The organism is Enterococcus sp. DIV0086 (assembly GCF_050498705.1).
GTDB lineage: Bacteria > Bacillota > Bacilli > Lactobacillales > Enterococcaceae > Enterococcus > Enterococcus faecalis.
In genome coordinates this window covers 313,153-338,283 of record NZ_JBNIDN010000001.1, presented here as the reverse complement: position 1 = coordinate 338,283, position 25,131 = coordinate 313,153, and the positions used below count along the sequence as shown (strand labels likewise).

The window sequence follows — 25,131 nt, the reverse complement described above, 5'->3', positions numbered from 1 at the left end:
TACCACCTTGATTGCAATGATGTTGGATCATTACCTCTTAAGCTCTATAACGCAGAGTTGCGTTGATATTTCTATCAAGTCCATCTAAAGGGAGCAAGTAAATTTATCTGATGCCCTTCTCTCAGCAATGAACGGCTTTCTGTGATCAAAATAAGATTCCTCATATCCTTTAGCTTATAGTCAAAAGTATAAGAAAGATCTGCTAAAAAGTCAATTGTTTTCGTAGGAATCTTTCCTTACTGAGCTGTTTCAAATAACGTTTGCTCTAAATAAGGCAAAATTTGTTCATTTATTTGATACCCTTTTCCCCAAGAGGTTGTAATAATCTCTTCGTTCATACCTGCATCACTAAATTTTTGTTTCACTCGTTTACATACGAAAGACAGCTGCGATTTTGTAGAAGCATCTGGTTCTTTCTGCCAAAGCAAGCGACAAATTTGATCACGATCCAACCCTTCGTGGGCATGCTGATACAAGATTTTTAAAAAGCGTTGTTCGTTTTTTGTAAAGCGAATCTTTTTTACTTGGTCATCAAGTAGCTCGGCTGTGACTTCGGCAAAACTTTGATCGACAGTATCAATTTTTTCACGAATATCTTCCAATGAATCTTTGAGGCCTAACCACCGGATAATACCTCTTTCCTGCCAAATCTCCGCTTCACGTTTATTACACATCGATTGTGAACGTCGATAAATCGGCTTCTCTAACGATGAAAGACTTCCTAATAATCTCAAGCAATCGTTCTGAGATAGTGTTTCGCTTAATACAATTGCATCAAAATAATTAAAAAAAGTTAACTCATGTTCTATAGTTTCTTCACAGCAGTTCGTACAAAAGACTTCATAATTTAAATGTTGTAATTGCTGCTGAAATGTTTGCTCAACTAAAATGTTCTTTGTTAATACCAAAATCCTTCTCATTTCTTCTTTCCTCCTAGAACTCTTTCTGCTACCAATAACTAAACGCACCAATCAAAATACGTTACCAAATCGCGTGTTTTCTCCATCGATTGGTTAATAAACACCTTTTTATCTTCATCTCTCTTCGCTCCTTTATTCTTTATTTTGGTGGTTATTTATATTATATTAGAAAATGATTTTTTTTGTGTGTAAAATTTTTTTATCCTCCGTAAAAAAATGAATTTCCTTTAATATCAACTAATAAAGCTGATTTTTTAACAAAAAAAGTGCCGAAACTTCCTACTTTTTGCTAAAACACGCCAAAAATTCTGTAATTTTATTATTTTTTTCTCGAGAAAACATCAAAATGTTGATGTTTAACACTAACATTTTGATGTTTTCGACAAAAATCTTTACAATTAATCGGTAATTTTCTCTACTTTTAACGATAACTACTTTTAAAAAAGAGTTATTTTAAAAGTGACTTAAATATTTATCATATAAAAAGTAAGGGACTAAAATCTTTACGATTCTAGTCCCTTACTTTTTATAATCCACAACGTTTTTAGTTAGAAGAATTCTTTTTGCTTTTCTAGCAGAACGATCTTTTTGACGACGTTCAATTTTACGTTTTTTCTTATTGCTGTCTTCAATTGCCCAATTAATTTTTTTCTTGTATCCTGGTTTAATTTTTTTCTTTTTCTTTTTCACTAAACCAATTAACGTTGGGTCTAATTCTTCTCGAGATTTTTCTCGTTTTGTTCGACGATTACGATCATACGTCTCTACAATCTCACCATTTTTAATTTCTTTTGGTTTGAAAGAAACACCTAACTGCTCAATCTGAGTAATCGCTTCATCATCTGCTGGTGAATATAATGTTATGGCAGTCCCATTCAATCCATTACGTCCTGTGCGGCCAACCCGATGGATAAAGAAGTCCAATTCATGTGGAACTTCTGCATTGATGACATGTGAAACCCCTTCAATATCAATCCCACGTGCGGCTAAATCAGTAGCTACTACATATTGGTAGTCAAGATTTTGAACTTGACGCATCACACGTTTTCTTTCGCGTGGTGTAATGTCTCCATGAATTTTGGCAACTTTTAGGCCCTGATCTTTTAAGTAATCGGTGATTTCATCAACTCTTTGTTTAGTATTTGCAAAAACAATCGCTAAATAAGGATGCCCGATAGTCAATAATTGATAAATTATTTGATTGCTGTTTTTTCCTTTGGTGGAAATCAACCAATTGTCAATTGTTTCTGAAATAACTGCTTTTGGTTTGATATGTTCAATCACTGGATTTTCTAAATATTTTTTTAAAAATGGTCGTAATTTTTCTGGAATGGTTGCAGAAAAAACGAGCATTTGTAATTTTTCTGGCAAACGACCAGCAATTTGATCGACTTCTGCTAAAAAGCCCATATCTAATGTCATGTCTGCTTCATCGACAACAAAGGCAAAAGCCGTATGCACTTTCAAGGCTTGTTCATTCATCATATCTAAAATCCGCCCTGGTGTACCAATCACCACATGAGGTTGCTGATGCTTTAATTTATTTAATTGACGTTGTTTATCTGTTCCGCCAACAAAATTTGACACTCGAATTTCTGGTTGACTGAAACGAGCCAGTTGCTGCGCTTCTTGATAAATTTGATTGGCTAATTCACGACTAGGCGCAGTAATCACAATTTGTACTTCGTCGATAGTTGGCTTAACTTTATCCATTAATGGAAGTAAAAAAGTATGCGTCTTTCCACTTCCTGTTTGCGATTGTCCAATGACACTTTTCCCTTTCTTAATGATTGGGATTAATTTTTCTTGGACTTCTGTTGGTTCTTCAAACCCTTTTTCTGCGAGTGCTTCGTTGATAAAAGGTTGAAATTGAAATTGTTTAAATGAAGGCACTTGCCTCACCTCTTCTCGTTAAATTCTTTATGCACTTTGGCATTATAACACAAAAACAACTTTTACTCACCTGCTGATTCCTTTGTTTTCGCAACTTCTAATGTACTGACTGTATAAGTATGGCTGGCTTTTTCATAAAACAAACGCCGTTTTTTACGAATCAAGGTTAACAAAACGTTGATCAAAAATAGTAAATATAAAATTAAACAGAACAAATACAGAAGCAGTGACACCATTTGTAACATCCGATTAGAAGAATTCAATAAATCAGTGGCATTAGCTAGATAAATACTAATTAAACCATACACAAAATACAAATAACCGTAGCGAACAAACAAGGCTTTTAAACGAATTTTTTCATGTCCTGTTTCAACCACCCGAATGCGAACAACTTTTTTCCCTAACGTTTGACCATTTGTCAGTTTCATCATGACGATAAAGACCGCAAACACCATGATAAAGAACCACATCCGATCTGAAAAAATCGGATAATTGGTTGCCCAATTTTTATAAGCTGGAATGAAATTTAGTCCAAAAACGAGCAGGCCTTGCACAAAGCCAATCACCAACCAATCAATCCCCCATGCAAAGAAACGTCTTAACAGGCTAACTGTCTGACCTTTTTCATAAGAGGTGGCATCAATTTCTTCTCTTGTTGGCAATAAAAAGGTAAAGAGTGGCGTCAACCAATAACCGACCATGCCTCCGACGGTATTATTAATTAAATCATTGACATCCGCCAGGCGATACGAACGTGGATAAATAAAATAAAGGCCAGATAACTGTGTTAATTCAAAAAATAATGACAATAAAAAACTCGCAAGAACTGTTTTTAAAAATGAACATTTGAAATAATACCGTAAATACACACCAAAAGGTAAAACTAATAAAACATTAAACAGTGGTTCTAAAACGGCATGCTGTTTTAATGCTGGCAAATACGTACTAGGATCTTTGAGCGAAAAAACAGTTTCGTTTAAAATCCCTGAAATAAAATGAAAAGGCCGCAGTTCCATTGTTGGTCCTGTGTATTGAGCCACTTCTGCCCGAGAAGGCAACGGTAAAATCACCAAGAAATAGGCACATAATAAATAAAAAACAAATGAATACAAAATCATTGCTCGTGTCCAAACAAAGGAACCATATTTGCGGTATTCATAGATTAATAATGCCCCAGAAATAAAAAATGCTAGAAACGGGAAAATAATGATTGCCCATTTAATTGGTTCGCTATATACTGCCATAAAAATTCCTCCAAGATAAACAATTTCAAGTATGAATGCCTCAATAACACTATACTTGTTTCTAAAAAAATGTACCAACAATAAATTTTATTTTGCAAATCCTCTCCTTTGCAGTATCATTAAGAAAAAGGAGGACGTTCTCATGTTACAGCCATATTTTGCGTTTGGAGTGCCGCTATTTTTACTTGTGCTCTACTTACTCTTTGCACTGATTCACCGTCAGACAACGATTCATTATTTACGGTTTATTTTGTTACTTATTTCAACATTTCTCATGGTTTTTAGTTTCCAAGTATTGCAAGAATCATGGACCATCAACCCTGAAACGTTAAAAGATGCCGCTTATTCTCCGCAATGGTTATGGATTCCTTTAGGTATCGGGTTAATCCTCACACTTTACAACGCTTGGCACGGCCTTCGTACAATGATAAAATACAAGACCGATAAACATTAGTAAGAGTCTAGGACGATGGTTGTGTCCTAGACTCTTACTGTCTCATCATTCAAATGAAATTTAATTTTTCTTAACAAACTCTGATTTTAACTTCATTGGACCAAAGCCATCTACCTTACAATCGATGTTATGATCACCTTCCACTAAACGAATGTTTTTCACTTTTGTGCCTTGTTTAATTGCGCCACTGGCACCTTTAACTTTCAAATCTTTGATTACAGTAACACTGTCACCATCCGCTAAAAGATTGCCATTTGAGTCCTTGACTACTAAGCCTTCTTCTGCAACTTCTTCTGTTGGTGACCATTCATGACCGCATTCTGGACAAATAAATAATCCGCGATCTTCATAGGCATATGCCGACCCACATTCAGGGCAGTTTGGTAATTGCTCTGTCATTAACGTTCTCCTTTGTAAAAAATAATTCTTTTTCATTTTACCTTATTTTCTAGTGAATGAAAAGTAGTCCTAATGATTTATCAACGTCCGATAACTACATTCTAATTACTTATTTATTTTTGAGCCCACTCTTGGCAAGCTGCTTGGATTTCTTGGTAAATCACTTCAATTTCAGCCGCATCACGTGCATTAGCGCCACTTGCCAAAGGATGGCCGCCGCCATGATGTTTTTTAGCAATTGTATTAATGATTGGTCCTTTGGAACGTAACCGAACGCGATAATAACCTTCCGGCTGTTCAACAAAGATTGCCCATGAGAGAACATCTTCAATTTTTCCTGGCATTGAAACAATGGCTGCCGTTTCAGAATCGACAATATCATAACTGTTTAAAATACTTTGTGGTAAAACGACACGAGCAGCGCCATTTGCGTCGATTTCTAAATTTTGATAAATATAACCCGCTAATTTAGCAACCTTTAAAGGCATTTGGTCTAACTCACGATTTAAGTCTGCGGCATTAAAGTTAAACGTACGCAATTGCGCAGCGACAGCGAGTGTATGCGCCGAAGTGGAAGGATAAAGAAAACGTCCTGTATCCCCCACAATCCCAGCATACAATAAACGAGCTGCATTATCTGTCATCGTTAATTCTGCTAAATGCTGTTGCCAAAAATCAACAATAATTTCACTACAACTACTTGCATTTGTATTCACCCAAACTAAATCTCCATAGGGTTCATCATTCGGATGATGATCGATTTTAATTAATTGATCGCCTAAAGAAAAACGCGCATCACTAATTCGTGGAGCATTTGCAGTATCTGTTACAATGACTAATGCACCTCGATAGACATCGTCAGTAATAACGTCCATTTCAGCTAAAAACTCTAAGCCTTCCACTGGTCCGCCTACTTGATAAATATTTTTTTCAGGAAAGCTCGCTCTTAAGAGTTCTGCTAACCCAACCTGTGAGCCAATTGCATCTGGGTCGGGCCTTTGATGTCTATGAATAATAATTGTTTCATATTGTTTAATTGCTGCCATAATTTCTTTTACTACGTCCATTCTTTGTAGCCTCCTACGTTCTCTCCATCACTTGGCAAACAACAATTGCTTTTGCCACAATGACATTTTCTAAATAAACTTCAATATCTAATTTTGCAGAGCGACGACCAATTTCTAAAATCCGTGGACGAATGTCCAATTCACTTTCCAACTGGATTAGCCGCAAATAATGTAGATTCACTTGTTCAATTAGTACATTTCTTTTTTGATTCATCAACATTGTTCGTTGTGTCACGTTAGAAATAATTTCACTTAGGACACCGAACGAGATAGTACCAACACTGTTAACCATTTGGGGCGCAACCGAAAAACGAAAACGGGTTGTTTCTTTGCCATTTTCTTCAACAGGCATCACTTCCCCGGAAATTTGATCTGAAATTGTATCTGCAATTTGTGGTTGTCGTTGCACCAATTGCATAGCTTTCATCACATCTTGGCGAGAAACAATCCCAACAAGCGCTAAATCATCTTCCACCACCGGCATGACTTCTAGACCATCCCAAATCATTTGATGACTGACACTCGCTACACTCATCATCTTTTTCACAACATTGGGGTCCTTTGTCATGACTTTATCCACGGTTAAATGTTCACTTTTACCAATGACATCTTTGGCTGTGACAATCCCCACTAAACGTAATTTCTTATTTACTACTGGGAAACGAGAATGATGGGTACTTTCAGATAATGCCTGATAATCTGCAATCGTTTGAGTTGTCAACAAATAATTGGTTTTTTCAAGCGCTGTATAAATATCACTGACGAGTAAAATGTCTTTTTTAATCAGCTGATCACTTAAAGCACGGTTAATCATAGTAGCCACAGTAAATGTATCATATGTGGTTCTCAAGACAGGCATACCCAGACGATCTGCTAACTGCGCAATCTCTTCAGATGTTTCAAATCCACCTGTAATTAAAACGGCTGCCCCATTTTCTAAAGCAAGCTTTTGCACGCCTTGGCGGTTACCAACAATCATTAAGGATCCGGGAGTAATATATCGCGTCATCGCGGTTTCTGTCATCGCACCAATTACAAATTTATTAAGGACTTTGTCTAGACCAGAGCTACCGCCTAACACATCCCCTTCAATAATCCGGACCACTTCACCAAATGTTAATTTTTCAATATGTTTTTTTAACTTCCGCTCAATTCGTATCGTACCAACACGTTGAATGGTGGAAACAAGCCCAATATTTTCTGCATCTTTGATGGCCCGATACGCTGTTCCTTCACTAACACTTAAACTTTTGGCAATGCTTCGAACAGAGATTCGATCGCCAATTGGTAATTCTTCAATATGTTTTAAAATTTGATCATGTTTCGTCGCCATAATTTCCTCCTAAACTAGGATCGTCTCTCCTGGGTTTAATACTTTCCCGCCAACTACTTGCTCTACGAATATTGCTGGATTTTGTTGGATAACAGGAAAGGTATTGTAATGAATTGGAATGGTTATTTTGGGATTTAAGTAAGAGACTGCTTGTAGCGCATCCTCTGGTCCCATCGTGTAATTATCGCCAATTGGTAAGAACGCTACATCAATGGATTTGTCTTTTGCAAAAAGGCGCATATCTGAAAACAACGCCGTATCACCAGCGTGATAAATTTTTTTATCTTCTGCTTCTAAAATAATCCCACTTGCTTCGCCCATGTAGGTCATTACGCCGTCTATTTCATAACCGGAACTATGCAAAGCTGGCACAAATTTAACCGAACCAAAAGGAAAGACATAACGCCCACCTAGATTCATTCCATGCGCTTTTACCCCTTGCGACTGCGCATACGTAGCCACTTCAGCTATCGCAATAATCGTTGCCTTGTTGGCTTGAGCAATTGCTAGCATATCGCCAATATGATCGCTGTGTCCGTGGGTGATTAAGATGTAATCAGGGTGTAAATCTGCAAGTGAAACGTCCGTTAAAGGGTTGCCATTAATAAAAGGATCAAATAAAAGGTTCGTGCCGTCGTTTAGACGAATTTCAATACATGAATGTCCATGTCCTATCAGTTCCATTTGTATTCCTCCTACGGTATTTTCTACACAATCTTATGATAATTAATCGTCAAATTCATTCTTAAAAGTAGTACAGTTTAGTACAGTTTACTTTCTTTATTGTAACAGAGAATTAGAAATATACAATCGCATTTGCTTATTTTCTTAGCTAGTAAAGAAACAGACGAGAAAAATCATGAATCTTTCTCGTCTGTTTCTTTTTACTTATTTGGTTGTTTTCCGAAAACGTAAAATCGTTAATATAAAGGCCGCCACACATAATAGAAAGGCGACAAAAAAGGTTTCACGCATTCCCAAAATAAATATATCTGGGCGATTAGCCAGATACGTGGTTACTCGTTCACCATAGGCTTCGCTCATGCCACGATATAAAATGGTCGTTGACAACGCAATCCCAATGACCATTCCTAAGTTTCTAGCAAAAGAATTCATACTTCCTGCTACACCTAAATCTTGCTTTTCAACACTGCTCATAACCATTGTATTGTTTGGAGACTGGAAAAGTGCATTTCCCAAGCCCATAATGGCTGTTGCAATCACATAATACCAGATGGGCGAATTCATATCTAAAAACATATACATTAACGACGTACAGCACAAAAGCAACAATCCGCCAAATGTTAAAATACCTGGGCCAATTTTATCCGTCAAATAGCCACTCAGAGGAGCCCCAACCACCATTAATAACGGAAATACCATCATTAATAGACCAGCATAACTAGCACTTAGTTTGCGTGCATCCTGCAAATAAAATGGAATGACAACATTTACAAAAAAGTTTGAGGCAAAAATTAAAACGGCGGACAATAAACTTAAAGTAAAAATTTTGTTTTTAAAAATTGCGAACTTAATAAGTGGGCTTTTTCTTTTTCGTTCAACCATTATAAATAATCCTAGTGCGATTACTGCAATAATGAACAATAAATAGGATTGTAACGAGCCAAACCCGCTCTCTTGTCCGAGGAAAATCCCGCCGAAGAACGTCATAATCGCAATGGCAATACAAGCAAATCCTGAAAAATCGATTTTTTCTTTTGTTTTTGTAATATCTTTTGGTAGAAACTTTTCGCCAATTAAAATTGTAATTAGCCCCACGGGAACATTAATCCAAAAAATATACGACCAAGAAAAGTTTGATAAGATCAATCCACCAATCCCAGGACCAGCAATCGCGCCTAAAGAGACAAAGGCACCTACTGCACCAAGCGCCCGCCCTCTTTCATTTAAAGGGAATACTTCCGTAATAATTCCTGAATTGGTCGCCATGGTCATGCTAGCACCAATACTTTGAACGACTCGCGCAAATAATAGAAAGCTCAGCGATTGATTAAAGCCACAAAGTAACGAACCAATCGTAAAAATAACCGTGCCAATTCGATAAACTTTTATTTTTCCAAAACTGTCGCCAATTTTTCCAAATAATAATAAACAAGCACAGACAACCATTAAATAAATAGATACGACCCATTCCGCTTGATTCATGGGTACGGACATTTCTTTTGAAATAGTCGGTAAAGCAATATTTACAATGCTGGAATCTAATGTAGACATGAAGGTAAACATAGCCACAGAAACTAAGATCCACCAACGATTTTTCTGCACTTCAGAATCCTCTTGGTAACTTTTAATTTTCTCCATTGATTCATCCCCTCTCGCTCCAAAACAGTTTACTTACTAATAATAACTCTATTTCTTCTTTTTTTCATCGGAAATTTTCTAAAAAATCACTCATGAGATGTTCACCTTCTTATTACACGCTCGCAATTGACAACCATTCGCTTTTACGCTAATTTAAAATTAGCAAACGGAAAACACAAGGAGGACTTGAAATGACCTTAATTTCTCGCATTAAACAATTAGCTCAGTCAAGGCAACTAACCCTCGCCCAATTAGAAAGAAACGTCGGCATTTCCAATGGACAAATTCGTCGTTGGGATACCTCTTCGCCTAAAGTAGAGAATCTTTTAAAAATAGCAGACTATTTTTCTGTCTCCTTGGACTATTTAATGGGCCGCACCCAACAAACAGAGATTAATCATCAGGCACCTATGACAAGCACACAAAAAGAGTTACATATTCACATTACTACGGAAGAGTTAACAGAAGAAGAAATTACTCAGTTAGAGGAAGAAGCAAATCGTTTCTTGCGGTTCCGTAAATTTGAAATGACAAATTCTTAAAGAACGTTCACTTCTCCTAGTCAATTAATAGCAAAAACTAGAACCTAAACAAAAAAAACCACCACGACCGTCGTCTGTGGTGGAAATGAAGGTTGTTATTTACTCTTGGTAGGAGTAAGTATGAAAAAACCAATTCGGGATAATTGGCATAACGTAAGTATAGTAGTTTGTGCCTTTTTTATCATGAGTTTCAGCTATATTTTTTATAAAACTTTTATTAGAACACCATTAACAGTCCTTTATTTAGATTCTTTAAAGCGTTTTCTTTTATTGAACATATTGTTTTAAACATTCGATTTCCTGTGCTACACTTACTTTTAGAAGGGGGATTTTATTATGGCAAATCAAAAAAAAGATAGCTTATCAACATTATTTTCTGAAGAAGTTCATGGACCGTTTGTTACTTTCTTGTTTAACACCCATGTCGCTCATCAAAACGTAGAAAAAGATTCGCTTGTTTTGAAAAATTTTGCAAAAGCGGCAAAAACACGCTTTGAAAAAAAATTTCCTGAGGAAAAATGGGCCGTTTTTCAAGAAAAAATTGACGCACTTCTAGCTGATGCTTCCTTCTGGCGCAACGGCACAGCAAGTGTTTCAATCATCTTATCTCCAGAAAACACCTTTGTTCAACGATTAGATGTGCCCGTTGACGATCAATATTACGTGGACACGATTCCTTATTTACTTGGACTAGTCAAAGACAAACAATTTAACTACCATTATTACCTACTTGCTCTAAATCGCGATTCAATGAAACTTTACAAGGTCGATCATACGACTGTGACTCCTGTTGAATTGCCTAAAGATGCACCAACAGACGTGGTCACAGCTTTAGGTGATGAATTAACGGGTGGTAATTTAAACTTTTCAACTCAAGGTAGTTCTAACGGTTCTAAAGAAGGTGTCGCTTATCATAGCATCAATACTAAAGATAAAGAAGTTGAAATTGATTGGGTGAACTACTATCAAGCAGTCGATACTTTCTTAAAAGATCAACTGGATAATCCTGAAAAATTACCGCTTTATCTTTATGCTTTACCAGAAAACCAAACACTCTTTAAAAAGATTGCTAAAAATCCTTATTATGATTGCTCAATTTCAGTTGCTGCTTCACCTGCACAAGCAACCATTCAAGATATCCGCAGCGCTAGTGAAAAAATAGCTGCAGAGTTAACAGAAAAAGAAACAGCTTCTTATAACAAATTACTAGATCGTAAATTCTTAGACCAATTTACAGATATTTCGCCAGCGGCAGCTGACGGCAAAATTTCCCATCTTTTTATTGCAACGTCACTCTTTGTTACTGAAAACAATGAAATGTCATCTGAAGAGTATGATCGTCGCAAACTTTTAAACACCATTGCTTACCAAGTTATTCAAAACGGCGGTCAAGTTTTTGTTTTAGACCAAAAAGCTGCACCAGATGAAAAATCTTTAGCGGCTATCCTCCGTTATTAAAAACAGGCGAAAAGCCCATTGTAAGAAAGCGCCTTACAATGGGCTTTTTTTCTGAGACTTATTGAAACAGCACTATAACAGCCTTATCTTCACTTTCTAGTTTTTAAAAAACATCCGATAAAAAAGAAAATAAGGTTATCGCTATACAAAAACCAGTTAGTATGCTATAGTAATAGATGTAGTTTTTGTTCGGTAATATGGGTAGCTGTTTCAAATAAACATCTTCCACATTTTTCACCTTTCAAGTAATTGCAAAATATGAATGTGTTATAACACACATCTAGGAGGATATTTATTATGGAAACAGGTACAGTAAAATGGTTTAACTCAGACAAAGGCTTTGGCTTCATCACTGCAGAAAACGGAAACGATGTATTCGTACATTTCTCAGCTATCCAAGGTGACGGCTTCAAAACTTTAGAAGAAGGTCAAGCAGTAACTTTCGAAATCGAAGAAGGTCAACGTGGCCCTCAAGCAACTAACGTTACTAAAGCTTAATTAAACAATACTGACTCAAAAACCTGACGTTAATCGTCAGGTTTTTTTTATAAAAAAAAGAACAAGAAAACTTTCTGAAACTAAGTGCTTCCTCTATTTTTTTTGAAGAGTTTTCGTTATACTGAAGAGGAAAAATGTTTTAAAGGAGTTTATTTATGCAATTTTATGGTGATTTAACCTTTTTAGGTGTTTATTTATTGGGTCTCTTTTTCATTCCCTCGTGGCGGAAAAAGAAAAAAGAACACGATTGGTTGCCGTGGATGTTTGGCTGGACCGTCTTTATGTTCTTCTCATATGTTTTATATTTAGAAATCATTCGTGGCACAGTCTTCTTTTTAATTCCCATTGCTTTTTTTGGCTTGTTTGCGCTCTTCTACTTCAAAGAAAAAAGGCGTTTACTGAATGGAACATTATTTAATATTTTTCTTGTGGTTCTAGCGACTTATTTAGGGATTACTGCGATTCGTACAAACAACTACTTTCTAATCACCTTAGCAATTATTGCCCTGCTGGCAATTTTTATCGCTTTGGCTTTAGGACTCTATGCCTTAATTATTTTCCTCTATTGGAATGCGGTCGTTGTTATGAGAAAAGAAGGTCGGTCTCTAGGGAACTTGTTGACGTTGTTGCTGGCAATTGGCTTAACATTACTATTAATTTATAATTTCTTTTTTCAATCGTTGTTACCAACGTGGCTCTCCTTACCATTAACTATTGCGCCATTTATTTTGACTTATTTCGCGTTTGTTTTTTATAATTTTTTAACTGTTTCTACGTTGTATCAATTTAATCAGCCAAAATATACACAGGATTATATTGTTGTGTTAGGTTCGGGGTTAATCAATGGTGAGATTGTGCCGCCATTATTGCAAGCCCGCATCAACAAAGCAATTCAATTTTACAAGGCTCAAAATCGCGCAACGTTAAATCCACCAAAAATCGTCATGTCTGGTGGCCAAGGTCCCGATGAATTACTTCCTGAAAGTGTCGCGATGAAAATGTATGCTTTGACACAAGGTATTCCTGATGATGATATTTTAGTAGAAGCTCATTCAAAAAACACACTAGAAAATATGCGTTTTTCCAAAGAAACAATGATTGAGGATTTTGGAAATGCTAATTTCCAAGCCATTTTTACTACAAACAATTATCACCTTTTCCGAGCGGGTCTTTTCGCTCGAATGGCTGGCTTAAAAGCTGATGGCATTGGTGCAAAAACCGCTTTTTATTTTTTACCTAACGCGTTTATTCGAGAGTTCATCGCCATTGTAGTGATGTACAAACGCCGCCATATTATTGTTTGCGGCCTAGCTGCCATCGGTATGGTTATGTTATTCTTAACAGGATTGATTATTCAGTAAAGAAGGAGTTTCCCCTATGAGTTTGTATCAAAAATTTATTCAAAATGAACGTTTGCGACGTTTTTGCGTCCTTGCTTTGATTATTTTTGTGCTTTATTTATCCAGAAGCATGATTACAACAATTCTTTTAACATTTATCTTTACCTATTTAGCTGTTCGTTTGGTCCATTTTGTTCAACGCTATATGAAAATCCCGACGATTGTCATCGTTCTCTTAACCTATGCATTGGTTGTTTTTCTAATCTATTTAGCGATTACTAAATATGTTCCCGTTCTAGTTAACCAAACGACTCAAATGATTAATTCTGTAGTTGATTTTTATCAAAGTCCACATACAGATACAAATCAAGTATTGCAATTTATTGATCAATACTTGGAAAAATCTAACTTACTCTCTCAACTCCAGAATGGTGCTTCAATGATTTTACGCTACATTCAAGATATTGGCGCTGTCGGTTTATCATTTGTCATGTCCTTTATTTTAAGTTTCTTCTTTATGATTGAGAAGAAGCAAATGGCTGATTTTTCTAAGTTATTTTTAAAAAGTGATTTTGATTGGTTTTTTCAGGATATCTATTATTTTGCCAACAAGTTCGTCAACACATTTGGTGTCGTAATGGAAGCTCAGTTTTTCATTGCTGTGGTGAATACAGTCATTACTACCTTGGCCTTGGCGATAATCGGCTTTACTCAGCTACCTAGTTTAGCTATTATGATCTTCATTTTGAGCTTAGTCCCAGTTGCTGGTGTGATTATTTCCTGCATTCCGCTAAGTTTCATCGCTTATTCCCAAGGTGGCTTGAACGATGTGATTTATATCTTAGCTTTAATTACAATCGTCCATTTATTTGAATCTTACGTGCTAAATCCTAAATTCATGTCTAGTAAAACAGAGTTACCAATCTTTTATACGTTTGTCATTTTATTAGTTAGTGAGCGTCTCTTTGGTGTATGGGGACTTATTGTAGGAATCCCTGTGTTCACTTTCTTCTTAGATGTCTTAAAAGTAAAACCAATTCGTGGCCTGAAACGGCTACCTAATGTGAAAAAAAATAGTTCAGCAGAATAATTTCTGCTGAACTGTTTTTTTATTGTTTTCTTAAATCATTTAAAATAGTCATGGCTCGGTCTTGGTTCATCGTTTTTTGACGTTTTAATTGTTGAGCGACTGCCTCAACTTCTTTACCAGTAGCTCCGACCGTCATCGCTAAAGAACGTGCTTGTAGAGCCATGTGTCCTTTTTGAATTCCTTCAGAGACTAAGGCCCGTAACGCCGCTAAATTTTGTGCCAAACCAACAGCCGCTACTACTCGACTTAGTTCTTTTGCATCCGTCACTGCTAACAAATCAGCAGCTGCTTGAGATTTAGGTAAGACTTTTGTGGCACCGCCAACCGTGGCTAAAGCAAGCGGAACTGAAATTTCACCAATTAGTTGTTCGTCATCCAGCGTCCAACTAGTCAAGCCTTGGTAGCGACCTTCCTTCACCGCAAAAGCATGACAAGAAGCGCTAACAGCGCGTGTATCATTTCCTGTAGCTAAAACTACAGCTTCAATGCCATTCATGATTCCTTTGTTATGCGTGACTGCCCGATAAGGATCTAATGAAGCATAGCGTGAAGCTAAAACAATTTTTTCAGCAATTTCCCGGCCATTGCTCCCCTTACTTAAACGTGAAACTGGAATAGCCGTTTTCATCGTAACAACCGACTCCGTTGCGTAATTACTTAAAATACTGAATAAAATCTTTTGCTCCGCAAACCATTCACGGAACAACTCGGCCACACCTTCCAACATAGCGTTAACGATATTTGCCCCCATTGCATCCTTAACATCTACTAAAAAGTCGACAGATACAAACGATTCATCAAAAGCACGATATTGCAAATCTCTTAAGCCGCCGCCCCGTTTAACGATAGATGGATAACTTAACTCTGCTTGTTGAAAAATTTCCGCTTCTCTTACTTGTAGTTTATCAATCAATGACTCGGGATCTGCAACATCGTAAAAAACGATTTGTCCACGCATTAAGCGTTGTTGATTCACTGTTTTAAATCCTTGTGCTATTTTTGCACCATTACTCAAAGCCGCAATCACTGAGGGCTCTTCTGTCGCCATTGGTACCAAATAATCAGTTTCGTCCACTGTTAAATGTAAGCCAACGCCCATCGGCACTTCTGTTTCACTGATTTGATTTTCAATCATATGATTGGCAATCTGCGAAGATAAAGCCGTATTTTCAAATTCTTTTTTTGTATCAGCAGAAATCTGGCCTTCATTAAGAAGCGAAGCCAGGCGTTCCTCAGGACTCATTTGATAAAATCGGCTGTTTTTTTTTTGCTGAGGTCTCTCTAGTAGCATAGCAAGTCCTAAGCCACCGCCGATACATAAAGAAGCCACTCCATATTTCTTTTCTTTTTGATTTAATTGATAACTTAAACTCGTTAATAAACGAGCACCTGTGGCACCAATCGCATGACCTAACGAAATACCGCCACCATAAATGTTGACCTTTTCCTCTGGTAAAGCCAGTTCTCTTTGGACCACGATTGAAGTTGCTGCAAAAGCTTCGTTGATTTCATACAGATCAATTTCTTCCGTAGTAAGTTGATTCCGCGTTAACAGTTTTTGAATGGCTTTAATCGGCGAAATCCCCATATAGGCTGGATCAATACCGACTTCCACACTGTCTCGAATAATAGCTAAATAAGGAAGACCGTGTGCTTCGGCATATTCTTGTGAAGCAATAATCAAAGCAGAAGCTCCATCATTAATGGTTGATGCATTCCCTGCTGTCACGGTACCATCTTCTTTAAAAACTGTTTTAAGCGTTCCTAGCTTCTCAACGCTCGAATTAGGGCGAATCCCTTCATCTTTCTCCACAAGCGTTCCTGACACTTCTAATGGGGCTATTTCGTCAGCGAATATCCCTTCTGCTTGTGCTTGAGCTGCTTTTAATTGTGAATGTACAGAAAATTGATCTTGCTCTTCTCTAGTTACATGATACTTTTCGGCCACATTTTCAGCAGTTAAGCCCATTGCCTGACCACTAAAGGCATCTGTTAATCCATCATACATCATACTAGAAAAAGGCGCATCATAGCTTTCTGTTTCGTAATTAAAACGTTGTAATTTAGGTGCTTGGGACATATTCTCAATCCCGCCAGCAATTAAAACTTCCGCTTCTCCTAATTGAATCAATTGTTTCGCCAAAATAACGGCCTTCATTCCTGATCCGCAGACCTCATTAACCGTCATTGCGGGAATTTCATGAGACAAACCGCTGTTTATTGCTATTTGTCGTGCGGGATTTTGGCCATTTCCAGCTTGTAAAACATTTCCAAAGATTACTTGATCAATTTCTTCAGAAATAGTGGAATGTCTTTTTAAAAGTTGTGTTGTAACATGTGTTCCTAAGTCTACGGCACTTACTTGACTTAAGCTGCCTTTATATTTTCCAATTGGTGTTCGTAATGCATCAATAATAACTACTGTTTTCAACTAAATGCACCTCCATCTTGAAATATATCATAAAATCCCAGAATCACAAGTGCGAATTACTGAATGTTAACAGACTTATAAGATATTTTTTAATAATCTATGAAGTTAATACAAAAATTCCCCATTTTGGTTCATTTCGTGCTATTTTATATAATGAATCTATTTATCGTAAAGGAGTTAAAGAAATGACAATTGGGATTGATAAAATTAGTTTTTTTGTGCCCCCTTATTATATTGATATGACGGCACTGGCTGAAGCCAGAAATGTAGACCCTGGAAAATTTCATATTGGTATTGGGCAAGACCAAATGGCGGTGAACCCAATCAGCCAAGATATTGTGACATTTGCAGCCAATGCCGCAGAAGCCATCTTGACCAAAGAAGATAAAGAGGCCATTGATATGGTGATTGTCGGGACTGAGTCCAGTATCGATGAGTCAAAAGCGGCCGCAGTTGTCTTACATCGTTTAATGGGGATTCAACCTTTCGCTCGCTCTTTCGAAATCAAGGAAGCTTGTTACGGAGCAACAGCAGGCTTACAGTTAGCTAAGAATCACGTAGCCTTACATCCAGATAAAAAAGTTTTGGTTGTAGCAGCAGATATTGCAAAATATGGCTTAAATTCTGGCGGTGAGCCTACACAAGGAGCTGGGGCGGTTGCAATGTTAGTTGCTAGTGAACCGCGCATCTTGGCTTTAAAAGAGGATAATGTGATGCTGACGCAAGATATCTATGACTTTTGGCGTCCAACAGGCCATCCATATCCTATGGTCGATGGTCCTTTGTCAAACGAAACCTACATCCAATCTTTTGCCCAAGTCTGGGATGAACATAAAAAACGGACCGGTCTTGATTTTGCAGATTATGATGCTTTAGCGTTCCATATTCCTTACACAAAAATGGGCAAAAAAGCCTTATTAGCAAAAATCTCCGACCAAACTGAGGCAGAACAGGAACGAATTTTAGCTCGTTATGAAGAAAGCATCATCTATAGTCGTCGCGTAGGAAACTTGTATACGGGTTCACTTTATCTGGGACTCATTTCCCTTTTAGAAAATGCAACGACTTTAACCGCAGGCAATCAAATTGGTTTATTCAGTTATGGTTCTGGTGCTGTCGCTGAATTTTTCACTGGTGAATTAGTAGCTGGTTATCAAAATCATTTACAAAAAGAAACTCATTTAGCACTGCTGGATAATCGGACAGAACTTTCTATCGCTGAATATGAAGCCATGTTTGCAGAAACTTTAGACACAGACATTGATCAAACGTTAGAAGATGAATTAAAATATAGTATTTCTGCTATTAATAATACCGTTCGTTCTTATCGAAACTAAGTATTTAAATCCCCCGATTCAATCAACAAAAGAGCTAGACATTCAAGTTTTTGCTTGAATGTCTAGCTCTTTTTATGAAAGCCAAACTTCTTTGACCCCGTCTGTCACGGCGATACCATCTGTCAAAGCTAAACGTTGTGAATAAGAAACGTAGCCATAATAAACATCAACACCGCCGCCATTGTTCCAAGTAACAGTGATTTTAACATTTGGAGTAATCGATTTTGTAGCTGGTTGGGTCGTCGGGCGATAACTAGTCGTATCATAACTTAAAATAGTGCCCGAAGCTCCACTTATTTCGGCTTTTCCTGTGTAAATTTCGCCATTCGTATTCGTCTGCGTGACCGCTCCATTCGCTTCAATGATTAACCCCGCTTGCTTTTGATCTCCTCGTGGATAATAAAAAAGATACGTGGTTGCCCATTTAGCAAATTCATCTGGAATTGGTTTAAGTGATTCTGTTGGTGCCGGACTCGACTTCGTTTGCCTTTCAACCGCGACTTCTTCTTGTCTTTTTAAGCCTTCATTATTTTGATTATTTAGTTTCTCAACCGTTTCTTTAACGATCGAATAGTGTGGTTTCCCTAAATCGCTAACAGGGATCGTAGCTAATTTTTCTTCTGATTCTTTATATTGCCTTGCCCCTCTGCCGTTAACTTTTTAGCTTCTGTAATAATGGCATCATACTTGGTTTGGTCTACGGAAGAGGATGTGCTTTGTCCCGTAGCTTCGACTTGTTTTGTGACACTGGTTTTTTCCGTGGTCACGTCTGACGAATTTCCACAAGCACTTACAAACATTGAGCTAACGATTAATAAACATCCCACAATCACATGCTTTTTCATCTTTAAATCCCCCATTGGTCTATCTTTGTTATTTTTTGTTACTTAAATTATCCCATAGATGAACAAAAGAAACCATTATTTATAAAAAAGTTTAGCAAGCGCTTCAAGAGAGGCACTTGCTAAACTTTTTTCTCACTGTTATTGATTGATTACTTTGACTAGTTCTTCAAATAATAATGCACTAGATGCTGCTCCTGGATCAATATGACCAATTGCTCGTTCCCCTAAATAAGAGGCACGTCCTTTTTTCGCCACCCAATCTTTTGTTGCTTCAGCAAATTGTTCAATTTTTTCTTCATTAAATTGTTCCGTTCCAATTACTTCAGCAACAGGTGCCCAGACATCAACCATCGTTTTATCTCCTGGTTCAGCTTTGCCACGCATCTGAATCCCAGCTAGACCTTGCTGAACAATTTCTTTTAATTGCTCTAGCGAACTGATGGTTTCCAAATCTTTTGTCGCTTTAGTCATATTCATAAACGCAGTACCATATAAAGGACCAGAAGCTCCGCCAACTTTTGAAATCAAAGCCATGGATAGGACTTTAAATGTCTCCGTGATTGTTGTTGGTACTTTTTTGTCAAACGCAATTTTGTATTCAGCCATACCACGAGCCATGTTGTTACCGTGATCCCCATCACCAATCGGCGTGTCTAATTCACTTAAATAGTCTTTTTTTTCTTCAATAACTTTTGAATAATTGTCTAACCATGTTTGAATGTCTTTTACTGTTAATTCCATCTTTTTATCACCCTTACCAAGAAATTGTTGTTACATTGCTTTCTAGCGCTGTTTGCCAGTCTTTTGTCGCCAAGTCAATCATCGTTAAAGATAATCCTTGCATGTCAATAGACGTCATATAGTTACCCACTTTATGGAAGGTCACTTGAACACCTTTATCTTCTAATAATGTTAGCACGTCGTTCATAAATACAAATTGTTCCATTAATGGCGTGCCGCCCATGCCATTGACAAGTACCCCAACTGTTTGTGGTTGTTGTTCATAGCTACTTAATGTTTTTTCAACTAATTCTTTCGCTAACTCTTTCGATGGTTGGATTTTTTCACGACGATAGCCTGGTTCTCCGTGAATCCCTACGCCAAATTCAATTTCATCTTCTGGTAAAGTAAAACCTGGTTTGCCAACTTCAGGCACAGTGGCTGCTTTTAAAGCCACTCCAATTGTTTTCGTGGCTGCTACAATCTTTTCTCCTAAAGAAACGAGCTCTTCTAAAGAAGCACCTTGGCGGGCATGATGTCCTAAAATCTTATGGACAAGAACAGTCCCGGCAACGCCTCGTTTTCCAGCGGTATAGGTGCTATCTTCGACTGCAATATCGTCATCGACAACGACCATTTCTACATGAATGTCTTCCATATCAGCCATATCTTTGGCCATTTCAAAGTTCAAAATATCGCCTGTATAATTTTTTACGATTAACAGAACACCGGCCCCTTGGTCTGCCGCTTGGATCCCTGTTAAAATTTGATCTGGTGTTGGTGAAGTAAAGACATCACCTAAAACTGCGGCATTTAACATTCCATCACCAACAAACCCAGCATGTGCAGGCTCATGACCACTTCCACCACCAGATACTAACCCAACTTGTTTGTTTGAGTCGTTGCGAGCAATCACGCGAGAATCTTCGACTTGATGAACAAGGTTTCCATAGCTTTTCACAATTCCTTGGAGCATTTCTTCGACAATTTTACCAGGTTCATTAATAATTTTTTTCATTTAGTTCCACCCTTTCTTACCAGCATTTTGAGCTTCTGCTAAAATTTGCGTCAAATCATCTGAGACACCTGCAGTAATTGCTGCCGCAAAGGCACCTTCAACCAATGGTGCATCGACTAAATGATAATGTTTCTGTTGGTCTTCTTCTAGCATATCAAAAGCTAATTCTGAACTTAAAACGGCACTGCCTAAATCGGCAAAAATTAAAAATTCTCGGTCAGAGTCCGCTTCGTTAATCGTGTCAATGATTTTCATTGGATCTGAACCTAATGAACCATCTGATGTGCCACCAAGTGAATGAATCGTAATTTCTTCACTGGCATTCATCTGTTCAATCATCTCTTTAATACCATCTGTAATCATTTTGCTATGTGAAACGAGTAAAATATCTGCTTTCATGTGGACACTTCCTTAATCTAATTTATGTCTTGTTTTATATTCTTGTCCGACTTTATCTGCAACAATGATTGCATTCGCTACTTCTTCAACGACAATTGGGAATGGCATTGAATGAATTGATTCTTCTGGAATGCAAGCAATTTTGGCTACTTTCAACGCTTCTTCATAAGTGATTTCATCGACACCAATATCTGAAAGCGTTAATGGTAAACCTACAGAAGCGCTAAAGTCTAAAACAGCTTCTAATTCGTCTTTTGCTGCATCTTCTAATACAAGTTGTGCAATCGTTGCAAAGGCTACTTTTTCACCATGTAAATAACTGTGCGCACCAGGTAAGACTGTCATACCGTTATGAATCGCATGCGCTGCAGCTAAACCACCACTTTCAAAACCTAAGCCTGAAAGTAAGATATTTGTTTCGATAATCTTATTCAATGATTCAGTAACCACATTTGCATCACAAGCTAATTTCGCTTTTAACCCATCTTCCTGGAGGTTTTCCCAGCAAAGTTTTGCCATGGCTAAAGCTGCATATGTGCCGCTAGCAGCAGGCGTTAAGCCTTCTCTTGAACCCATTGGCAAACTAGCATTAACCCGAGAATATGAATTGTGTGTTGCGCGTGCTTCAAAATATGTGGATAAGGCATCCCCCATTCCAGCAACTAAAAATCTAGTTGGCGCTTTGGCAACCACTTTTGTATCAACCATAACGACGCTTGGACTTTGTTTAAAGTAAGCATAATCATCAAATGAGCCATCTTCATGATATAGTACAGCTGAATGCGAAGTTGGTGCATCTTGAGCCGCAATCGTTGGTACAATAATTAAGTTTTCACCTTCTGCTACGACTTTTGAAGCATCGATTGCTTTACCGCCACCTAAACCAATGATACAGTCTGCTTGTTCTTTTTGTCCAACGTTTTGCAAGCGCTTTGTTTCTTCACGCGTTACTTCTCCACTAAAGCCACCCTCTACGAAGGTAATGTCAAACTTTTTCGCTGTTTCTTCCAATTGTGGACGTACACGATCAACGTCAGCAGGATTTGCAATTAGTAACGCTTTTTTTCCAAAAGTTGAAACGAAGTAACCTAAGTTTAGTAATTCATCTTCCCCTTGAACATATTTCGTTGGTAAAATCAATGCTTTTCTCATGTTGATAGCCTCCTATATTTTGTTTACATTCATAGTATAAAACGCTTTCATCAAAAAAAGCATTGAACTTTTGGTATCGTTTTCTTGCAAAAAATGATAGAATTATTTTGTGAAATAATAAAATATTATGATTTTTAAACTTTAGATTGAAGGATTGCCTTATGACTGTAGAATTAAAAAATATTTTAGATTTAGAAAAGTGGGAAAAATTGCAAGAATCATTGGCCTTAAGCACTCGTTTAGCCATTATTTTAGTCGATTATAAAGGGCGACCTGTGACGAAACATAGTCAAGTTCAACCCTTTTGCCAACTGGTACGTCACTCCCCTGAGCTCTCGAAACTTTGTGAAAAATGTGATGCTCGTGGTGGCTTGGAAGCTGTTCGCACTGGTCAGCCTTTTATCTACCGTTGTCACTTTAACATCGTTGATATGGCCATCCCCATTATTGTTGATGACCAATATGTAGGAGCCATTATGGCTGGTGAAGTTTTGCTCGAAGATCACCAAGAAGAGTTAGAACAGGTTTTAACCATGAATGATGCCTTCATTCAAGAATTTTTAGTAACACACCAAGAGCTGTATCAACAATACCCTGTTTTAGAACTAGCAGACTTAGAAAAGAGCGCGACATTAATCGCTGATCTAAGCCAATATATTATTTCTGAAGCCATCAAAAAAGATTATTTAATCAATACGTACAAACAATCCTTACAGATTAGTTCGCGAAAAGAAGAACTGGAGCCATTAAATATGATCCAAAAAGATATTCAACAAACTTTATTAACTGCTCAATTAACTCCTTCAAGTGCCTATCAAACTAAAAATAAGCAATTACAACCGGTTTTAGATGCCCTTTGGGAAAACAAATCGCTGCGTTTAAATTTACAAGAACTGGCAGACCTTGTTCATTTGACACCGACGTATTTAAGTCGTTTATTAAAAGAGGAGTTTGGTATTCCCTTTAGTCAATTTTATCGACAATTAAAAATCACATGGGCTAAACAGCTTCTTTTGGAGACAGATAAAACGATCGCCCAAATCAGTGAAGATTTAGGGTTTGTTGAAGATAGCTATTTTGTCCGTATCTTTAAACAAGAAACGGGTGAAACACCTCTTAAATACCGTAAAAGAAAGAACAGAGCATAAAAAAACAACGACTCCGAGAAGTCGTTGTTTTTTTACACCTTTGCTCTTGCTGTGGCTAATGCAACAAGTGCAAAAGGCGCATTATATCTGTCGTGCGACAAAGTGATACTATTAAATATGAATTGGTAAACCTAAAGCCAATTCAGCTGTATCCATAGTAATTTCGCCCAATGATGGGTGTGGGTGGATTGTTAAAGCAATGTCTTCTGCATTCATGCCAGATTCAATAGCTAAAGCTAATTCAGAAATCATGTCACTTGCACCGACACCGGCAATTTGTGCACCGATGATGACATTGTCTTCTACAGTTGTTACTAAACGCATGAATCCTTCAGTTTTATCTAAAGAGATTGCACGGCCGTTACCAGCAAATGGGAATTTGTAGCCTTTTGCTTCGATTCCCGCTTCTTTTGCTTCTGCAACAGTCATACCAACGCTTGCCAATTCTGGATCAGTAAAGGCAACAGCTGGCATTGCTTTGTAATCAACTGCAACTTTCTTACCAGAAATTGCTTCAGCAGCAATTTTTGCTTCGTAGCTTGCTTTATGCGCTAACGCAGCACCTGGTACGATGTCGCCGATTGCGAAGATGTTTTTCACGTTAGTACGTCCTTGGTTGTCAACTGGGATTAAACCACGTTCGCCAATTTCAACGCCCGCTTGTTCTAAGCCTAAGTCGTCTGTGTTTGGACGACGTCCAACAGTGACCATTACGTAATCTGCTTCAACACTTTCTTCTTTTCCGTTAACTTCATATTTAACAGTGACGCTATCGCCATTGTCAACAGCTTCTTTAGCCATTGCTGAAGTCACGATTGTTACGTTTTTCTTCTTGAAGTCGTCTGTGACAACTTTAACCATATCTTTTTCATAAGTTGGTAAAATTGATGGGCTACCTTCTAAAATTGTTACTTCTGAACCTAAGTTAGCATAAGCGCCACCTAATTCAGCACCGATGACACCGCCACCGATAATAACGAATTTTTTAGGAACTTCTTTTAAGTTTAAACCGCCTGTAGAATCTAACACGCGTCCGCCAAATTTGAATCCTGGGATTTCAATTGGACGAGAACCTGTTGCTACAATAGCATTATTGAATGAGTAAGTTTGTGCTGAGTCTGGGTGAATAACACGCAATGTATTTTCGTCAACGAAGAATGCTTCGCCTTCAATAATTTCTACTTTGTGTTTTTTCAATAACATGCCAACGCCGCCTGTTAATGATTTAACAACTGTGTTATCTTTCCAGTCTTGTGTTTTTGCAAAGTCTAATTCGACTCCTTTAGCTGTTACACCAAAAGTTGAAGAATCTTGTGCTTCTTGGTAATGATGTCCAGCAGCAATTAAAGCTTTTGAAGGAATACATCCAACGTTTAAACAAACGCCTCCGATGTATTCACGTTCGATAATCGCAACTTTTTGACCCATTTCTGCGGCACGAATTGCGGCAACGTATCCTCCAGGACCAGCTCCGATTACGACTGTATCTAGTTCAATGGCGAAATCTCCTACTACCATTTG

The 25,131-nt window shown here is 37.6% G+C and carries 22 protein-coding genes and 1 pseudogene; 8 read left to right on the top strand and 15 right to left on the bottom strand.

All coding sequences use genetic code 11. The annotated features are described in order from the left end of the window. Positions 1–236: 236 nt before the first annotated feature. From IGI63_RS01600 to IGI63_RS01590, 3 genes are all read right to left on the bottom strand, one after another. Positions 237–920: a helix-turn-helix domain-containing protein gene (locus IGI63_RS01600; protein WP_002381934.1), complete on the bottom strand. Its 684-nt coding sequence runs from the start codon at positions 918–920 to the stop codon at positions 237–239. 519 nt (positions 921–1,439) lie between these two features. After that, positions 1,440–2,813, bottom strand: a complete 1,374-nt coding sequence (locus tag IGI63_RS01595) for a DEAD/DEAH box helicase (RefSeq protein WP_429975184.1) — start codon at positions 2,811–2,813, stop codon at positions 1,440–1,442. Positions 2,814–2,875: 62 nt separating this feature from the next. After that, on the bottom strand, positions 2,876–4,057 hold the full coding sequence (locus IGI63_RS01590; RefSeq protein ID WP_002377637.1) for a VanZ family protein: 1,182 nt from the start codon (positions 4,055–4,057) through the stop codon (positions 2,876–2,878). A 55-nt stretch (positions 4,058–4,112) separates the two neighbouring features. Here IGI63_RS01590 and IGI63_RS01585 point away from each other — a divergent pair, with 55 nt between their 5' ends. After that, positions 4,113–4,511, top strand: a complete 399-nt coding sequence (locus IGI63_RS01585) for a hypothetical protein (RefSeq protein ID WP_002382283.1) — start codon at positions 4,113–4,115, stop codon at positions 4,509–4,511. Positions 4,512–4,571: 60 nt separating this feature from the next. Here IGI63_RS01585 and IGI63_RS01580 read toward each other — a convergent pair whose 3' ends face one another. From IGI63_RS01580 to IGI63_RS01560, 5 genes are all read right to left on the bottom strand, one after another. After that, positions 4,572–4,910: a zinc ribbon domain-containing protein YjdM gene (locus IGI63_RS01580; RefSeq protein ID WP_002357741.1), complete on the bottom strand. Its 339-nt coding sequence runs from the start codon at positions 4,908–4,910 to the stop codon at positions 4,572–4,574. Positions 4,911–5,023: 113 nt separating this feature from the next. Beyond that, entirely contained in the window at positions 5,024–5,977 is a 954-nt protein-coding gene (locus IGI63_RS01575; protein WP_002357742.1) for a DHH family phosphoesterase, read from the bottom strand. Positions 5,978–5,990: 13 nt separating this feature from the next. After that, positions 5,991–7,310: a DRTGG domain-containing protein gene (locus IGI63_RS01570; protein ID WP_002357743.1), complete on the bottom strand. Its 1,320-nt coding sequence runs from the start codon at positions 7,308–7,310 to the stop codon at positions 5,991–5,993. 9 nt (positions 7,311–7,319) lie between these two features. Continuing rightward, positions 7,320–7,994, bottom strand: coding sequence for a metal-dependent hydrolase (locus IGI63_RS01565; RefSeq protein WP_002419777.1), 675 nt, complete (start codon positions 7,992–7,994; stop codon positions 7,320–7,322). A 204-nt stretch (positions 7,995–8,198) separates the two neighbouring features. Then, positions 8,199–9,632 carry an MFS transporter gene (locus tag IGI63_RS01560; protein WP_429975183.1) on the bottom strand — a complete coding sequence of 478 codons (1,434 nt, stop codon included), beginning with the start codon at positions 9,630–9,632 and terminating at the stop codon, positions 8,199–8,201. 191 nt (positions 9,633–9,823) lie between these two features. Between IGI63_RS01560 and IGI63_RS01555 the strand changes: the two genes are divergently transcribed. From IGI63_RS01555 to IGI63_RS01535, 5 genes are all read left to right on the top strand, one after another. After that, the gene (locus IGI63_RS01555) at positions 9,824–10,174 is read left to right on the top strand and encodes a helix-turn-helix domain-containing protein (protein ID WP_002365589.1); all 351 of its coding nucleotides are present in this window, start codon (positions 9,824–9,826) and stop codon (positions 10,172–10,174) included. Between the two features lie 336 nt (positions 10,175–10,510). Then, a complete protein-coding gene (locus IGI63_RS01550) occupies positions 10,511–11,632 on the top strand; it encodes a hypothetical protein (protein WP_002357749.1) in 1,122 nt (373 codons plus the stop codon). A gap of 297 nt (positions 11,633–11,929) precedes the next feature. Next, entirely contained in the window at positions 11,930–12,130 is a 201-nt protein-coding gene (locus IGI63_RS01545; RefSeq protein WP_002357750.1) for a cold-shock protein, read from the top strand. Positions 12,131–12,285: 155 nt separating this feature from the next. Next, the gene (locus IGI63_RS01540; RefSeq protein ID WP_164548328.1) at positions 12,286–13,491 is read left to right on the top strand and encodes a YdcF family protein; all 1,206 of its coding nucleotides are present in this window, start codon (positions 12,286–12,288) and stop codon (positions 13,489–13,491) included. 16 nt (positions 13,492–13,507) lie between these two features. Next, positions 13,508–14,560: an AI-2E family transporter gene (locus IGI63_RS01535; protein ID WP_002357754.1), complete on the top strand. Its 1,053-nt coding sequence runs from the start codon at positions 13,508–13,510 to the stop codon at positions 14,558–14,560. A gap of 19 nt (positions 14,561–14,579) precedes the next feature. On the opposite strand, the gene IGI63_RS01530 is transcribed toward IGI63_RS01535, so the two are convergent. Next, the gene (locus tag IGI63_RS01530) at positions 14,580–16,991 is read right to left on the bottom strand and encodes a hydroxymethylglutaryl-CoA reductase, degradative (protein ID WP_429975182.1); all 2,412 of its coding nucleotides are present in this window, start codon (positions 16,989–16,991) and stop codon (positions 14,580–14,582) included. A gap of 185 nt (positions 16,992–17,176) precedes the next feature. Between IGI63_RS01530 and IGI63_RS01525 the strand changes: the two genes are divergently transcribed. Then, positions 17,177–18,328, top strand: coding sequence for a hydroxymethylglutaryl-CoA synthase (locus IGI63_RS01525; protein WP_002357756.1), 1,152 nt, complete (start codon positions 17,177–17,179; stop codon positions 18,326–18,328). 72 nt (positions 18,329–18,400) lie between these two features. Here the strand turns inward: IGI63_RS01525 and IGI63_RS01520 are convergent. From IGI63_RS01520 to IGI63_RS01500, 5 genes and pseudogenes are all read right to left on the bottom strand, one after another. After that, a pseudogene (locus IGI63_RS01520) lies at positions 18,401–19,188 on the bottom strand (hypothetical protein). A gap of 123 nt (positions 19,189–19,311) precedes the next feature. Next, positions 19,312–19,914, bottom strand: coding sequence for a dihydroxyacetone kinase subunit DhaL (gene dhaL / locus IGI63_RS01515; protein ID WP_010822768.1), 603 nt, complete (start codon positions 19,912–19,914; stop codon positions 19,312–19,314). A 13-nt stretch (positions 19,915–19,927) separates the two neighbouring features. Beyond that, positions 19,928–20,911, bottom strand: a complete 984-nt coding sequence (dhaK, locus tag IGI63_RS01510; protein ID WP_002357760.1) for a dihydroxyacetone kinase subunit DhaK — start codon at positions 20,909–20,911, stop codon at positions 19,928–19,930. Then, on the bottom strand, positions 20,912–21,310 hold the full coding sequence (gene dhaM, locus IGI63_RS01505; protein ID WP_002357762.1) for a dihydroxyacetone kinase phosphoryl donor subunit DhaM: 399 nt from the start codon (positions 21,308–21,310) through the stop codon (positions 20,912–20,914). Positions 21,311–21,322: 12 nt separating this feature from the next. Next, the gene (locus tag IGI63_RS01500) at positions 21,323–22,462 is read right to left on the bottom strand and encodes a glycerol dehydrogenase (protein WP_410496469.1); all 1,140 of its coding nucleotides are present in this window, start codon (positions 22,460–22,462) and stop codon (positions 21,323–21,325) included. 161 nt (positions 22,463–22,623) lie between these two features. Here IGI63_RS01500 and IGI63_RS01495 point away from each other — a divergent pair, with 161 nt between their 5' ends. Beyond that, positions 22,624–23,610, top strand: a complete 987-nt coding sequence (locus tag IGI63_RS01495) for a PocR ligand-binding domain-containing protein (protein ID WP_002382271.1) — start codon at positions 22,624–22,626, stop codon at positions 23,608–23,610. A 111-nt stretch (positions 23,611–23,721) separates the two neighbouring features. On the opposite strand, the gene lpdA is transcribed toward IGI63_RS01495, so the two are convergent. After that, a complete protein-coding gene (lpdA, locus tag IGI63_RS01490) occupies positions 23,722–25,128 on the bottom strand; it encodes a dihydrolipoyl dehydrogenase (protein WP_002357765.1) in 1,407 nt (468 codons plus the stop codon). Positions 25,129–25,131: the final 3 nt, after the last annotated feature.

Excerpts from the sequence above, each read along its gene's own strand:
- dhaL (WP_010822768.1), bottom strand. The coding sequence starts at position 19,914 with ATGGAATTAACAGTAAAAGACATTCAAACATGGTTAGACAATTATTCA.
- IGI63_RS01535 (WP_002357754.1), top strand. The coding sequence starts at position 13,508 with ATGAGTTTGTATCAAAAATTTATTCAAAATGAACGTTTGCGACGTTTT.
- IGI63_RS01500 (WP_410496469.1), bottom strand. The coding sequence starts at position 22,462 with ATGAGAAAAGCATTGATTTTACCAACGAAATATGTTCAAGGGGAAGAT.
- IGI63_RS01545 (WP_002357750.1), top strand. The coding sequence starts at position 11,930 with ATGGAAACAGGTACAGTAAAATGGTTTAACTCAGACAAAGGCTTTGGC.
- IGI63_RS01575 (WP_002357742.1), bottom strand. The coding sequence starts at position 5,977 with ATGGACGTAGTAAAAGAAATTATGGCAGCAATTAAACAATATGAAACA.
- IGI63_RS01600 (WP_002381934.1), bottom strand. The coding sequence starts at position 920 with ATGAGAAGGATTTTGGTATTAACAAAGAACATTTTAGTTGAGCAAACA.
- IGI63_RS01590 (WP_002377637.1), bottom strand. The coding sequence starts at position 4,057 with ATGGCAGTATATAGCGAACCAATTAAATGGGCAATCATTATTTTCCCG.
- IGI63_RS01565 (WP_002419777.1), bottom strand. The coding sequence starts at position 7,994 with ATGGAACTGATAGGACATGGACATTCATGTATTGAAATTCGTCTAAAC.
- IGI63_RS01540 (WP_164548328.1), top strand. The coding sequence starts at position 12,286 with ATGCAATTTTATGGTGATTTAACCTTTTTAGGTGTTTATTTATTGGGT.
- IGI63_RS01495 (WP_002382271.1), top strand. The coding sequence starts at position 22,624 with ATGACTGTAGAATTAAAAAATATTTTAGATTTAGAAAAGTGGGAAAAA.
- IGI63_RS01550 (WP_002357749.1), top strand. The coding sequence starts at position 10,511 with ATGGCAAATCAAAAAAAAGATAGCTTATCAACATTATTTTCTGAAGAA.
- IGI63_RS01560 (WP_429975183.1), bottom strand. The coding sequence starts at position 9,632 with ATGGAGAAAATTAAAAGTTACCAAGAGGATTCTGAAGTGCAGAAAAAT.
- IGI63_RS01525 (WP_002357756.1), top strand. The coding sequence starts at position 17,177 with ATGACAATTGGGATTGATAAAATTAGTTTTTTTGTGCCCCCTTATTAT.
- dhaK (WP_002357760.1), bottom strand. The coding sequence starts at position 20,911 with ATGAAAAAAATTATTAATGAACCTGGTAAAATTGTCGAAGAAATGCTC.
- lpdA (WP_002357765.1), bottom strand. The coding sequence starts at position 25,128 with ATGGTAGTAGGAGATTTCGCCATTGAACTAGATACAGTCGTAATCGGA.
- IGI63_RS01570 (WP_002357743.1), bottom strand. The coding sequence starts at position 7,310 with ATGGCGACGAAACATGATCAAATTTTAAAACATATTGAAGAATTACCA.
- IGI63_RS01555 (WP_002365589.1), top strand. The coding sequence starts at position 9,824 with ATGACCTTAATTTCTCGCATTAAACAATTAGCTCAGTCAAGGCAACTA.
- IGI63_RS01580 (WP_002357741.1), bottom strand. The coding sequence starts at position 4,910 with ATGACAGAGCAATTACCAAACTGCCCTGAATGTGGGTCGGCATATGCC.
- dhaM (WP_002357762.1), bottom strand. The coding sequence starts at position 21,310 with ATGAAAGCAGATATTTTACTCGTTTCACATAGCAAAATGATTACAGAT.